Source organism: Paenibacillus cellulositrophicus (assembly GCF_009363095.1).
Lineage (GTDB): Bacteria > Bacillota > Bacilli > Paenibacillales > Paenibacillaceae > Paenibacillus_AQ > Paenibacillus_AQ favisporus.
Map to the genome: position 1 here is coordinate 395869 of NZ_CP045296.1, position 12984 is coordinate 408852.

A 12984-nucleotide genomic window follows, 5' to 3' on the forward strand; every position below is an offset into this window, starting at 1 on the left:
GGTATGAGCGTTAAAATTAAGGATGTAGCCAAACGGGCCGGTGTCTCTACGACAACGGTCTCCCGTGTTTTAAACGGGGAAAAATACGTCAGGGAAGAACTGAAGGACCGCGTCAACCAGGCCATTGAAGACCTGGGTTATGCGCCCAGCCATATAGCCAGAAGCCTGGTCAGAAACAAAACCAATCTGCTGGGGGTCATCGTGCCGGATCTGACCTCCAGCTTTTATTCGACCATTCTGAGCTCCATCGAGCAGACCGCTGCCTCCAATCATTATAATCTGCTCGTCTGCAATATCAGCGAGGACATTGACAAGGAGTTCAAATACCTGAACATTTTCAAGGAAATGCGCGTGGAAGGCATCATTATCATGCACGAGAAGATCAATGAGGATATTCGGAATTTTATCGAGAAATTAAAAATTCCCGTCATCTTCTCCAGCGTGAAACCGATGGACCAATCCTTCGTATCGGTCATCGTGGACGATTATGCCGCAGCATATGACGCAACGACATATTTGATCGGACTCGGGCATGAGCAGATTGCTTTCATCGGCGGGGACATGCGTGATATGACTTCCGGCCAAAACCGGTACAGCGGGTATCGGAATGCTTTGGCGGACCATGGAATTAAATTTGCCCATGAACTGGTCCGTTTCGGTGATTACAAGGTGAACAGCGGCTTTGCACTGATGGGTGAGTTCCTGCGTTACAAACATAAACCGACGGCGGTCTTTGCCGTTAGCGACGATATGGCGATCGGGGCGGTCAACTGCATCATCGATCACGGCCTGAAGGTTCCTGAGGATATTTCGGTGATCGGCTTTGACGGAAGCCAGATGACGGAGCTCGTCCGGCCGCGGATCACGTCTATGGAGCAGCCCATTCAGCGAATGGGCGAGGTGACGGTCGAAACGCTGCTTCAGTTCATTGCAGGAGAAAAGCGAACAGCGGAAGATATCATTTTGGATCATCGGTTAGTGGTGCGCGACAGCTGCAGATCACTGTGAAGGTTGTGAACACCCAAGAACCGGGGATGCTTTGAAGCTGTCCATCTCCATGACTAGCCTTTATAATAGTAAAAGACTCGTTTGTCATTTCGATGAAAAAAGGGGTGTTAACGTGAAAGACGACGCAATCATTCATTCGGTCATCTTTTCGCTCAAGCATGAGAAGGGTTCGTCCGCTGAACAGCGATTTCTGGAGGACGGCAGGGCTGCGCTCAGCTCGATACCTACGGTAAAGGAATTTCAAGTATTCCGGGAAATCAGCCCCAAGAATACATATGACTTTGGTTTTTCCATGAGGTTTGACAGCCGGGCGGATTATGAAGCCTATAACGCTCATCCGCAGCACGTGGCATTTGTGAGGGACCGTTGGGATCAGGAAGTGAGCCAGTTCCTCGAAATCGATTATGCCGGATATGAGCATTGAGGCTAGATTTTCGATAGGACGAGGATGGTGCAAGCTTTGAATATTCAAATTCGAACAGGCCGGAGAGATGAGATGGAAGAGATCATGCAATTGATCTCCAGATGCGTTCAGGTCATGCAGGAAGGCGGCAGCGACCAATGGGACGACGAGTATCCGAACCGGGATGTCATCGGGGAAGATCTGAGCCGGGGGACGCTGTTCGCAGCGGAAGGCGACGGGCGGATCCTGGGCATCATGGTGCTGGATCAACATCAAGACGAGCAGTATGACAAGATACCTTGGACAGAGACGGAAGGGCCTCATCTGATGATGCACCGGATCGCTGTGGATCCGATGGCCCAGGGGCAAGGAATCGCTCGTAAGCTGGTTGCTTTTGCGGAAAAGTTTGCCCAAGAGAATGGATACAAGAGCATCCGGCTCGATACATACGCCAAGAACACGCCGGCTCTTAAGCTGTACCGGGGACTCGGCTACGATCAGCGGGGCGAAGTGAACTATCCGGGACGGGAAGCGGGCTTTCCAGCTTTTGAAAAAGTGTTTGTATCGTCTTCGGCAAGGTAATCCGATACCGCGGCATTAAGAAAAAATCCCCTTTTCTCCGTACAGTGGAGACTAAGGGGATTTTTGTTCTGTTTATATGGCGATTAAGCTCTAAACTCCGCTGGGCGCTCAGGGCTGGCTTCCGCCAACGCTTGGCGAAGGCTGTCGGCGTCATGCTCGCGGTAGCTTGGTGTACCCGGCTGCTGGCGCCAGGACTCATCCAGTCCGCCGGCGTCGATGGCGTCAAAGCCAAGTTCTTCAATCAGGTCAAGCACGACCTGCTTAGAGGCGGGGGCGTCTCCAGCAACCGGCAGCGCCAAACGTCCAGGACTGCCCTTCGGCAGGCGGCGTTCCAGCAGATTTAGGGCGGATATGCCGTTAAAAGCTTTATTCACCGGCCGCTTCAGATGCTGTTCCACCCAGCGGCTTTCCGGCAGGCCTGCTTCAATTTCCGCGATGAGCCCGTCGCGCTGGCGGGGGTAATAGTTCCCCGTATCGATAATCACGGCATTTGGTGCAGTATGGTCGAGGATTCCGGCAGGAAGGTCAGGAATGTTTTTCTGAGGAATAGTAACAATGACGACTTCTGCACCCTGCGCCACTTCCGTGACTTCCTTGGGCGCTGCTCCCGTTTCTTCGGCAAGTGCAGCCAAGGTTTGTGGGCCTCTCGAATTGGCGATGGACACCTCATGTCCGAGTTTGGTCAGGCGGCGGGCAAGATTTCCTCCGATATTTCCGGCACCGATAATCGCAATTTTCATTTATTCCGACTTCCTTTCCCGAATTAGTTGTATATCTTCAAATAAACTGTAACAAAAACAGTTATCGATGTAAAGCGCTGCAAACTATTTTTTTCCAAATTTATGATCCTGCTGCGGGTAGAGCTTTTGCATGGTATCCAAGAAGCCTCGCAGAAGAGGAGAGATGTGGTCCTTTTTCCATACAAAAGACATCCTGTATGCGGATTGGCTAACTCCAAGTACTGGCTTATATGCGAGATCGGTGCGCAAATGCCGGGCAGATTCATGAATCAGGGCAATGCCGAGACCCGATGAAACGAGCGACAACAACGTATGCATTTCGTCGGCCGTTTGAACAATGGCTGGACTGAACCCTGCCTCCATGCATACTTGAATCATGGTATCGTAATAAACCTTTCCAACTTCCCGGTTGGTAGTAATAAACGATTCCCTGCTTAATTCGCCGATATGCACAGTATGGCGGTTACCCAAAGGATGTTCGGGAGGGAGTGCGACCCAGAAAGGCTCGCTCCGGATGGAGTAGGACATAAGAAGCGGCTCGTTCACGGGAATGCCTGTAATACCGATGCTAAGCGTGCCATCCAACAGAGCTTCGATTTGGGAAGATGAATGTAAATGGCATGGTGTGATTTGGACTTCGGGATATGTTTGACGGTACGCAGAAATGACCTGGGGAAGAATGTCCCAAGTTGCGGATTCCACGAATCCGATCCTGAGTTCTCCGATCATCCCCGAAAATGCACTCCTAACCTTGTCCACGGCACGATCCGCGTGGTGGAGCAAGTTTCTGGCTTCCTCATAAAATAAAATGCCGGCCGATGTCAGGGAAACACTTCGCTTGGTACGGATAAACAAGGCCCCGCCTAGCTCCTGTTCAAGCTGGCGAATCTGCTGACTAAGTGCAGGCTGGGCGATTCCCACCCGATCGGCTGCCCGTCCGAAATGCAGTTCTTCGGCCAAAGTGACGAAATATTTGAGCTGCCTCAGTTCCATAGCGATCCTCCAATCCCCTTTTTTAATAAGTAAAACTTATTACAGAAATATAAAACCGATATTTCACTTATGATTGGATTGATATTACAATAGAATTCATCCAATGTCACACACATGCGAAGGGAAAGGTGATCAAGATGACTCCAATGAAACGTACAGCGATCGTAACTGGCGGAAGCAGTGGAATCGGATTCTCGATTGCTCAAAGGCTCATACAAGAAGAAATCGGTGTCATGATCCTTGGCAGACACGAAACTTCCCTGAGGGAAGCATGTAAGCGGCTGGGCGAAGGCGCTTCATGGGTACAAGCGGATGTACGCCGTCGTGAAGATGTACAGCGGGCCGTCGAGGAGGTAGTCCACCAAAACGGACGTTTAGATATAGTGATTAACAATGCGGGATTCATGGGTGAGGCCGTTTCTACCGGAGTGCCTCTTGAGGATTCCGAACAATTCTGGGATGACATTATTGGCGTGAACTTGAAGGGGGCATTTTTGATGACGGCTGCCGCAGCGCCATACCTGGCAAGTCCGGGCGGAAGGATCGTCAATATCAGCTCGATCGGGGCGTTTACAGGTGGAAGCGGCCCCGGATCCCTGGCATACGCCGCCTCGAAATCCGGGCTCCATGGCCTCACGTACGCTGCAGCCCGAGAGCTGAGCGTCAGAGGGATAACGGTGAATGCCGTGGCTCCAGGCCTGATTACGGATACCGGTTTTGGCCACCGTGAGGATAAACTGCAGCAGCTGATCCCGAATATTGCCGCCGGGCGTCCGGGGACGCCGGACGAGGTAGCTGCCGCGGTCTTATACTTGATTTCGCCGGATGCATCTTATGTCACTGGAGAAATTCTGAACGTCAATGGCGGATGGCTTTTTGGGAGATGACGTCTTTCATGCCGGATATGGCCAACACATACGCACACTAGCGCCTTAAACCAGGGCGCTTTTTTTAATATCAGAAAGTATAAACTCCAGAGCCATGGCTTCCTGATATTGCAAGAAAAACTTCCTTTAGAGGCGGTCTGACTTCTGTGAAGGTACGTCGATAGACGTTTTTTTTATAATATCAGAAAGTATAAACTCCAGAGCCATGGCTTCCTGATATTGCAAGAAAAACTTCCTTTAGAGGCGGTCTGTCTTCTGTGAAGGTACGTCGATAGACGTTTTTTTTATAATATCAGAAAGTATAAACTCCAGAGCCATGGCTCCCTGATATTGCAAGAAAAACTTCCTTTAGACGCGTCTGTCTTCTTTGAGGGTACGTCGATAGACGTTTTTTTTATAATATCAGAATGTATAAACTCCAGAGCCATGGCTCCCTGATATTGCAAGAAAAACTTCCTTTAGACGCGGTCTGTCTTCTTTGAGGGTACTTCGATAGACGTTTTTCTTATAATATCAGAATGTATAAACTCCAGAGCCATGGCTCCCTGATATTGCAAGAAAAACTTCCTTTAGACGCGGTCTGTCTTCTTTGAGGGTACTTCGATAGACGTTTTTCTTATTTTGTGAAAAATCGGTAATTTCTGAATCATGTCCACTTAATGGGAAAAGCTACCCATGATCAGGTTCCAGAAAGGAAAACTTAATCTGGGAAAATTACAGATTAAACAAATGCAATCACAGCTGACGGGAGTGAACTTTGCCTGTATGTTTCCCCTGCATGTCATCCTCGCCAGGGCCAGAAAAAGCCTGATACATCAAGGGTTTAGGCAGGATTCATAAAGTTTTGTCATCAGGGCTCCTGACAATATAGCGTTTTCATTTTATTGAGTGTCAGGTTGATGTCGGCTAGGATGGATATAGGACGAACGACGTATTGCAAAATACCGTTCGACAAAAGTTTACAAGGAGGTTATCCTCATGGCCCAATCCACATCTTCCTCCGCATCCGGTGCCGCCCGGGTCGGAGTTCAAAAATTCGGGCGCTTCCTGAGCGGCATGGTCATGCCGAACATCGGAGCGTTCATCGCGTGGGGCTTGATCACGGCACTGTTCATACCGACCGGCTGGATCCCGAACGAGTATCTCGCGAAGCTGGTCGACCCGATGATCAAGTACCTGCTCCCGCTGTTGATCGGATACACTGGCGGTACGATGGTGCACAAGCAGCGCGGCGGCGTGATCGGTGCCCTGGTCACGATGGGCGTTATTATCGGAACCGACATTCCGATGTTCCTCGGCGCGATGGCCGTCGGTCCAGGAGCTGCCTGGGTGCTCAAACAGTTTGACAGAGCCGTCGAAGGCAAAATCAAGTCCGGCTTCGAAATGCTCGTCAACAACTTCTCGCTCGGCATTATCGGCGGTGTGCTCGTCTTGATCGCTTATTCGATCGTGGGACGCATCATCGAAGCCGTCACCAACGTGCTTTCCTCCGGCGTCGAGTTTCTGGTTCATCACCACCTGATTCCGCTCGTCAACATTTTGATCGAGCCGGCGAAGGTGCTGTTCCTGAACAACGCTATCAATCACGGGGTGTTGAGCCCGATCGCGATTGAACAAGCGCAGACCGCGGGCAAGTCCATCCTGTTCATGCTCGAATCGAACCCGGGTCCCGGACTCGGTATCCTGCTCGCTTATATGATCGTAGGCCGGGGTTCTGCACGTCAATCTGCACCGGGTGCGGCGATTATTCACTTCTTTGGCGGGATTCATGAAATTTACTTCCCGTACATTCTGATGAACCCACGTCTCATTCTGGCGGCAATGGCCGGCGGCGTGACAGGCACATTTACGTTCTCGCTGCTGAACGCGGGACTCGTTGGCCCGCCATCTCCGGGCAGCATCATCGCTTACCTGGCCATGGCGCCGCGGGGAGAAATCCTACCCGTACTGAGCGGGGTCATCACCGCTGCGATCGTATCCTTCGTCGTGGCTGCGCTTCTGCTGAAAACCAGCAAGAAGACGGAAGAAGACCAGGACGATCTTGAAGAAGCAACGAAACGTATGAAAGACATGAAAGCTGCAGGAACTCCAGCTGCTGCGGCGGCCGCTGCGGAAGAAGGGGCGAAAGAAGCAACGGCACCTTCGGCGGCAAGCACTGCTGAAGGGCAGAAGAGCAAAGACGAGGTTCACAAAATCGTCTTCGCCTGTGACGCCGGCATGGGCTCCAGCGCCATGGGCGCTTCCATCCTTCGCAAGAAGATGAAAACCGCCGGATCGCCGATCGAAGTCACGAACACGGCGATCAGCGACATTCCGTCCGACGCGGATATCGTTGTCACGCATAAAACGTTGACCGACCGTGCTCGCGGCGTAGCGCCGCAAGCAGAGCATATTTCCATCGACAACTTCCTGAAGAGTCCGGAATATGACGAGCTTGTCGAACGCTTGAAATAACTATAAAAACGCTTGAGGCGAATGGATGCGGGCATATGGGCCGGCATCCAAGCGCCTTTTGCGGTCGTTATGGAGGCTAAGGGGCATGGAATTGTCACACCGTGTAAGACAGATCTTGGATTTGCTGCTGCGCAGCCCTTCGGAGAGTACGGTTGCCGAAATCGCCAGCAGCATTCGGGTCAGCCCGCGGACGGTGCACAGGGAGCTGGACACGGTCGAGAGCTATCTGCATCGGCACGGGATTACGCTTCACCGGAAAGCCGGTTCCGGCCTCAGTGTAGAAGGTGATCCTTCACAAATTGAACAAGTCCGTTCGGAGCTGCTCATGCCCGCCGAGATCGAATATTCGGCGGATGAGCGGCAGGTATACCTCCTTGCCCGGCTGCTCGGTTCGTGGGAACCGGTGAAGCTGTTTACGCTTGCCCACGAGATGAAGGTCACGGTACCGACCGTAGGAGCGGATCTGGACGATTTGACCGACTGGATCGGCAAACAAGGCTTGCTGCTGATCCGTCGGCGAGGTTATGGAGTGGAAATTACCGGCTCGGAGCCCTTGATCCGCGAGGCGATTCGTACACTCGTCCGCTTCCGGTTGGATGACTTGTCGCTTATCGGGTATTCGGAGCAGAATCCGCATCATCCAGTGGATGCCAGAATCGCCTCAATGGCCGGGGCGGACCGCATTTCGACGATCGAAGAAACCTTATGGAAGTGGGAGGAGCGGCATCAGGAAGAATCCTTCAGTGAGGAAGCCTATACCGATCTGCTGATCCGGCTGTCCATCGCGGCAGCCCGCATTCGCAAGGGCATCACAATCACTGAAGCGGAAGCCGACCGCCTCATCAATCTGCGGCGGTTTGACCGGCCATCTGCTATGCCGGCTCAAGACCATAAAATGAAGTCTGCTGAACTTTTATGCGATGAGTTGAGTGAAGTTCTGAACATGGAATATTCGCTGCCTGAAGTGAGGTATACCGCAGAACTTCTTGAAAGAGCCTTAGCTCATTCGACAGGAATGCTTCCGGCGGACGATCTGGAGCTTGCCGGAACGGTCCGGTCGCTCATCCGCAAAATGAGGGAACTGGATGCGAACGACTACACCGCTGACCGCTCCCTTCGGGACGGTTTGTTCATGCACCTGAAAGCGGCGATGGAACGAATCACAGCAGGGCAGCGGATCCGGAATCCGCTGCTGGATACGATCCGCAAGGACTATGCCGAGCTGTTCGGCCGGGTCCGGCAGGCAGCGGACGCCGTTTTTCCTTCCGTCCGCATCCCGGACGAAGAGATCGCTTTTTTGGTGATGCATTTTGGAGCCGCGCGGGAGCGGATCGGCCAGATCCATCAGCATTTGCGAGCGGTGATCGTATGCACAAGCGGGATCGGCTCTTCGAAAATGCTGGCAGTTCGGCTGCGCAAAGAATTTCCGCAGCTCCAAATCGTCGAACAGGCTTCATGGTATGAGGCCGCAAGGATACCGAGAACGGACTATGATTTGATCATCAGTACCGTCGATTTGCCGCTGCCGGAGGAACAATATTTGAAGCTGAGCCCGCTGCTTACCCCATCTGAAGCGGAGAAGCTCCGGGATTATATCCGGCACCGCGGCGTGAAGCACCTGCCGGACGCGTTATCAGCGGATGCCGAGCCGCTGCCAGGATTACTGGAGGATTTGGCACCTGAGCTGAGAGATTGGCCTGCCGGACGCCGGGAAGCGGCCGGCACAGCCGATATCGACGGCTTGCGTTCATTGCACCAAACCCTCCAGCAAAGCATTGAGCTCCTGGAAGCTTTTCGCGTGCTGCCGCTGCGAATCGAAGGGCAGCCGAGCCTTGATCAATGGCTGCTTGCCGCCTGCACAGCGCCGACGCTCCGGGACGTGATCATCGACCCGGAAGCGGTCGCGGCTCTGCTGCTGCAGCGGGAACAGCACGGGACCCAGCTGATTCCCGGCACGGAGCTGGCGCTGTTTCATACGCGCAGCAATGCGGTGAAACGGCCGGCTTTGCTGCTCTTTGCACTGGATCAGCCGTTCAAGCTGGATGACTCAGGTGACGTTGAGCTGTCGCGCTTTTTGCTGATGCTGGCTCCGCGGCAGCTCGAGCGGGAAACCCTGGAGGTGCTGAGCGAAATCAGCGCAACGCTGCTGGACACGGATATGATTGAAGCCCTTGCGGAGGGGGATGAAGGGCGCATCAGGGAACTATTGTCCGCCCATCTCCGTGCATACTTAAAAAACAAATTGGAAAGAGAGTGATCATCATGAGTATTTTATCCGCAGATCAAATTCGAGTGAACGTTAAAGTATCCGACAAGTATGAGGCCATTCGCCTTGCCGGACAAATGCTGGTTGATGCTGGACATGTGGAACAGGAATATGTCGATAAGATGATTGAACGCGAAAACGCCTTGTCCACTTATATGGGCGCAGGCCTGGCCATTCCCCATGGGACCAACGAAGCCAAAGGAATGATCAAGTCGACCGGACTGGCCGTGCTGCAAATTCCGGATGGTGTCGATTTTGGCGGGGATGAGCCGGCGGTGCTCGTCGTCGGGATTGCCGCCCAAAACGGTGAGCATATGGACATTCTGACCAGCGTCGCCATGGTTTGCTCGGATGAGGACAGCATGGAAGGCATCCGTACGGCGAAGACCGCCGAGGAAATTTTGAGTATCTTTGAAAGCGGGATGGAAGAATGAAGGCTCTACATTTCGGCGCAGGAAATATCGGAAGGGGATTTATCGGCTTGCTGCTGTCGCAGTCGGGTTACGAGGTCGTATTTTCCGATGTGAACGAGTCGTTAGTGCAAACGATCCAGCAGCGCGGTTCTTACACGGTCACCATTGCCGACGAGAGCGGGAAGCAAATCCCGGTAGAGGGCGTTAACGCCATTGACGGACGGGATCCCGCAGCGGTTGCAGAAGCAGTGGCTTCCGCCGATCTGGTCACGACGGCTGTGGGAGTGAACATTCTGAAACATATCGCGCCGGGGATTGCAGCTGGTTTGAAGCTTCGGATGGAGCTCGGAGCTGCTCCGCTGCATGTTATTGCCTGCGAGAACGCCATCGGCGCCAGCACGCAGCTGAAAGAACATGTCATGGGCCATTTGTCGCTCGAAGAGCAGCAAAAAGCGGCTTCTTTTGCAGCCTTCCCGGATTCTGCGGTAGACCGTATCGTGCCGCTGCAGCATCATGAGGATCCGCTAGCTGTCACGGTGGAGCCGTTCTACGAATGGGTGATCAATCGATCCCAAATGTTCTCCGGCTCCCAGGAAATCCAAGGGGTTCATTACGTTGACGACTTGATTCCGTATATTGAGCGCAAGCTTTTCACAGTAAATACCGGTCACTGCAGCGCGGCTTATGCCGGATACCGGAAAGGATATGCGACCATCCAGGAAGCGATGAAGGACGAGGAAGTCGCCGGGCTGGTTACCGGTGCGCTTCAGGAAACGGGAAGCATGCTCGTGCGTGCTTACGGCTTTGATCCTGCGGAGCATGAGAACTATATCCGCACGATCATGGACCGCTTCCGCAATCCGTATTTGAGCGACGAGGTTGTCCGGGTCGGCCGGTCGCCGATCCGTAAGCTGTCTCCGGATGACCGCTTGGTCCGGCCGGCGCTTCGTGCCTGGGAGCAGGGCGGTTCCTTCGAGCATTTGACCGAGGTCATGGCGCTGGCTCTTAAATTCGACTTCGCAGAAGATCCGGAGGCCGTCAAGCTGCAGAGCCTGATCGCGGATCAAGGCGCCCGCCAGGCTTTTGCCGAAGTAAGCGGTCTTGATCCAGACCATATGCTGACCGAGGAAGTGTTGAAGGCCTACAATCATCAATAATCGATCGAAAACTAGCATGTTCACGATAGACGAATTCCAACGTAAAATAAGGAGGTATGGCCCATGAGCCAACTGCTGACCGGCGTGCCCGCATCACCGGGCATCGCCATTGCCAAAGCATACCGGCTGGAAGCGGAGGAGTCCATCCCGCAGCAGAGAAAGGTCGACGATCCTGCCGCCGAGAAACAGCGTCTTCGCAGCGCGGTGGATGCGGCCAAGGCTGATATCGACCGGATCCGGGAAACGACGCTGGAGCGGCTTGGACCGCAGAAGGCCGAGATTTTCGAAGCTCACCTGTTTCTATTGGACGACCCGGACCTGATCGACACGACGCTGGACCAGATTGAGAACGAAGGCGTCAACGCGGAATATGCCCTGTACGAAGTGGCTTCCAGCATCATCGAAGCGCTGCAGTCCATGGATAACGAGATGCTGCGGGAACGCGCGGCGGACGTTAAGGATATCACGGGACGGGTCATCAGCAAGCTGGAGGGACGGGAGCACAGCGCGCTGTCCGAGCTGAGCGCCGAAACGATTCTGATTGCCAAAGACTTGACCCCATCGGATACGGCCCAGTTAAATCTGGAATTCGTCCGGGGCTTCGTCACGGAGATCGGAAGCCGGACGTCGCATTCCGCCATCATGGCCCGCTCCCTGGAGCTGGCTGCCGTCGTCGGGACCGGAGCGGATGCTTCTGCGATTCGGACGGGGGATATGGTCATACTTGATGCAACGGCCGGGCAGGTCATCGTCAATCCGTCGGATGAGCAGCTCCGCGAATATTCCGCTCGTAAGGCCGAGTATGAGGAGTATAAGACCCGCATGCGCAGCTACGTGGACCGACCGTCGGTCACCGCTGACGGCGTTCAGGTGGAGCTGGCCAGCAATATCGGTGGCATTGACGATCTGGAGAAGGTGCTGGCGAACGGGGCGGACGGCATTGGCTTGTTCCGTACCGAATTTCTGTATATGGGACGCAGCTCGTTCCCTTCCGAAGAAGAGCAGTATTCCGTATACAAGCATGTATTGGAGAAAATGAACGGCAAGCGCGTCGTCATCCGTACGCTGGATATCGGCGGCGATAAAGAGCTGCCTTACCTGCAGCTGCCGAAAGAGATGAATCCGTTTCTGGGCCAGCGGGCCATCCGTTTATGCCTGGATAAGGAGGATTTGTTCCGCACCCAGCTTCGGGCGCTGCTTCGGGCCAGCATGCACGGCAAGCTAGCCATTATGTTCCCGATGATCGCCGTCCTGGGCGAGCTTCGTGAGGCGAAGCGGATTCTGGCGGAAGAACGTGCCAAGCTCGAGCAGGAGGGCACAAAGGTGTCCGATTCGCTTGAAGTCGGCATTATGATCGAAATTCCCGCTGCAGCGATCGCCGCCGATGTGTTGGCGAAGGAAGTGGACTTTTTCAGCATAGGCACGAACGACCTGATTCAGTACACGATGGCGGCGGACCGGATGAACGAATCGGTTGCCTATCTGTATCAGCCTCATCATCCGTCGATTCTCCGTCTGGTGCAGCTTGTGATCCAGGCAGCTAACCGCCACGGCAAATGGGCCGGCATGTGCGGTGAAATGGCCGGAGATTCGGCAGCGATTCCGCTTCTTCTCGGCCTCGGACTGTACGAATTCAGCATGAGCGCCTCGTCCGTACTCCCGGCCAGAGAACTGATTTCCCGCTTGTCCAGAGAGGAATGGGCAGGCTTGGCCGAGCAGGCGATCGGCATGAGCTCCCAGCAAGAGGTGCTTGATTTTGTCAACCAACAACTAAGGAGTGAAGCATAAGCTATGGTAACCCAAACTTTTACCGTCATCCACCCGCAAGGGTTTCATGCCCGCCCTTCGAAACTGTTCGTAGAGAAGGCAAATACGTTTCCTTGTAAAGTTACGCTGTTCAAAGGCGAGAAAAAAGCCAACGGCAAAAGCTCCCTCGGGCTGTTGACCCTGGGCATTGCCGCCGGCGATGAAATCCGGCTGGAAGCCGACGGTGAGCAGGAAGAGCAGGCGCTGCAGGAGTTGGGCCAAATGCTCACCAAAATTTACGAAGAGTAGTCTGAAGCAGCAAAAACCATCCAGAG

General features: G+C 53.8%; 12 protein-coding genes. 10 read left to right on the plus strand and 2 right to left on the minus strand.

What is annotated here, in order from left to right:
- Positions 1–3: 3 nt before the first annotated feature.
- The 3 genes from GCU45_RS31535 to GCU45_RS31545 all read left to right on the plus strand — a co-directional run bounded on the left by GCU45_RS31535 (position 4) and on the right by GCU45_RS31545 (position 1993).
- Entirely contained in the window at positions 4–1008 is a 1005-nt protein-coding gene (locus GCU45_RS31535) for a LacI family DNA-binding transcriptional regulator (protein WP_244364762.1), read from the plus strand.
- 112 nt (positions 1009–1120) lie between these two features.
- On the plus strand, positions 1121–1432 hold the full coding sequence (locus GCU45_RS31540) for a Dabb family protein (RefSeq protein ID WP_152403929.1): 312 nt from the start codon (positions 1121–1123) through the stop codon (positions 1430–1432).
- 36 nt (positions 1433–1468) lie between these two features.
- Positions 1469–1993, plus strand: a complete 525-nt coding sequence (locus GCU45_RS31545) for a GNAT family N-acetyltransferase (RefSeq protein ID WP_152403931.1) — start codon at positions 1469–1471, stop codon at positions 1991–1993.
- A gap of 83 nt (positions 1994–2076) precedes the next feature.
- Here the strand turns inward: GCU45_RS31545 and GCU45_RS31550 are convergent, their stop codons facing one another.
- Both GCU45_RS31550 and GCU45_RS31555 read right to left on the minus strand, forming a co-directional pair.
- Entirely contained in the window at positions 2077–2733 is a 657-nt protein-coding gene (locus GCU45_RS31550) for an NADPH-dependent F420 reductase (protein WP_152403933.1), read from the minus strand.
- 84 nt (positions 2734–2817) lie between these two features.
- Positions 2818–3726, minus strand: a complete 909-nt coding sequence (locus GCU45_RS31555; protein WP_152403935.1) for a LysR family transcriptional regulator — start codon at positions 3724–3726, stop codon at positions 2818–2820.
- A 137-nt stretch (positions 3727–3863) separates the two neighbouring features.
- Here GCU45_RS31555 and GCU45_RS31560 point away from each other — a divergent pair, with 137 nt between their 5' ends.
- The 7 genes from GCU45_RS31560 (at position 3864) to GCU45_RS31590 (ending at position 12958) form a co-directional block, all read left to right on the plus strand.
- The gene (locus tag GCU45_RS31560) at positions 3864–4613 is read left to right on the plus strand and encodes an SDR family NAD(P)-dependent oxidoreductase (protein WP_152403937.1); all 750 of its coding nucleotides are present in this window, start codon (positions 3864–3866) and stop codon (positions 4611–4613) included.
- A 978-nt stretch (positions 4614–5591) separates the two neighbouring features.
- Entirely contained in the window at positions 5592–7067 is a 1476-nt protein-coding gene (locus tag GCU45_RS31565; protein WP_152403939.1) for a PTS mannitol transporter subunit IIBC, read from the plus strand.
- 85 nt (positions 7068–7152) lie between these two features.
- Positions 7153–9324, plus strand: coding sequence for a BglG family transcription antiterminator (locus tag GCU45_RS31570; protein ID WP_167527301.1), 2172 nt, complete (start codon positions 7153–7155; stop codon positions 9322–9324).
- Between the two features lie 5 nt (positions 9325–9329).
- Positions 9330–9767, plus strand: a complete 438-nt coding sequence (locus GCU45_RS31575; RefSeq protein ID WP_076166532.1) for a PTS mannitol transporter subunit IIA — start codon at positions 9330–9332, stop codon at positions 9765–9767.
- Entirely contained in the window at positions 9764–10903 is a 1140-nt protein-coding gene (locus GCU45_RS31580) for a mannitol-1-phosphate 5-dehydrogenase (RefSeq protein WP_152403943.1), read from the plus strand. The genes GCU45_RS31575 and GCU45_RS31580 overlap by 4 nt, the downstream gene beginning before the upstream one ends.
- 63 nt (positions 10904–10966) lie before the next feature.
- Complete coding sequence (gene ptsP / locus GCU45_RS31585; protein ID WP_152403945.1) at positions 10967–12691, plus strand: phosphoenolpyruvate--protein phosphotransferase; 1725 nt, start codon at positions 10967–10969, stop codon at positions 12689–12691.
- Positions 12692–12694: 3 nt separating this feature from the next.
- Positions 12695–12958 carry an HPr family phosphocarrier protein gene (locus tag GCU45_RS31590; RefSeq protein WP_145946118.1) on the plus strand — a complete coding sequence of 88 codons (264 nt, stop codon included), beginning with the start codon at positions 12695–12697 and terminating at the stop codon, positions 12956–12958.
- Positions 12959–12984: the final 26 nt, after the last annotated feature.

What these genes read in the sequence shown, in the direction of transcription:
- GCU45_RS31535 (WP_244364762.1), top strand. Translation starts at nt 4, where the DNA reads ATGAGCGTTAAAATTAAGGATGTAGCCAAACGGGCCGGTGTCTCTACG.
- GCU45_RS31550 (WP_152403933.1), bottom strand. Translation starts at nt 2,733, where the DNA reads ATGAAAATTGCGATTATCGGTGCCGGAAATATCGGAGGAAATCTTGCC.
- GCU45_RS31555 (WP_152403935.1), bottom strand. Translation starts at nt 3,726, where the DNA reads ATGGAACTGAGGCAGCTCAAATATTTCGTCACTTTGGCCGAAGAACTG.
- GCU45_RS31560 (WP_152403937.1), top strand. Translation starts at nt 3,864, where the DNA reads ATGACTCCAATGAAACGTACAGCGATCGTAACTGGCGGAAGCAGTGGA.
- GCU45_RS31565 (WP_152403939.1), top strand. Translation starts at nt 5,592, where the DNA reads ATGGCCCAATCCACATCTTCCTCCGCATCCGGTGCCGCCCGGGTCGGA.
- GCU45_RS31570 (WP_167527301.1), top strand. Translation starts at nt 7,153, where the DNA reads ATGGAATTGTCACACCGTGTAAGACAGATCTTGGATTTGCTGCTGCGC.
- GCU45_RS31575 (WP_076166532.1), top strand. Translation starts at nt 9,330, where the DNA reads ATGAGTATTTTATCCGCAGATCAAATTCGAGTGAACGTTAAAGTATCC.
- GCU45_RS31580 (WP_152403943.1), top strand. Translation starts at nt 9,764, where the DNA reads ATGAAGGCTCTACATTTCGGCGCAGGAAATATCGGAAGGGGATTTATC.
- ptsP (WP_152403945.1), top strand. Translation starts at nt 10,967, where the DNA reads ATGAGCCAACTGCTGACCGGCGTGCCCGCATCACCGGGCATCGCCATT.
- GCU45_RS31590 (WP_145946118.1), top strand. Translation starts at nt 12,695, where the DNA reads ATGGTAACCCAAACTTTTACCGTCATCCACCCGCAAGGGTTTCATGCC.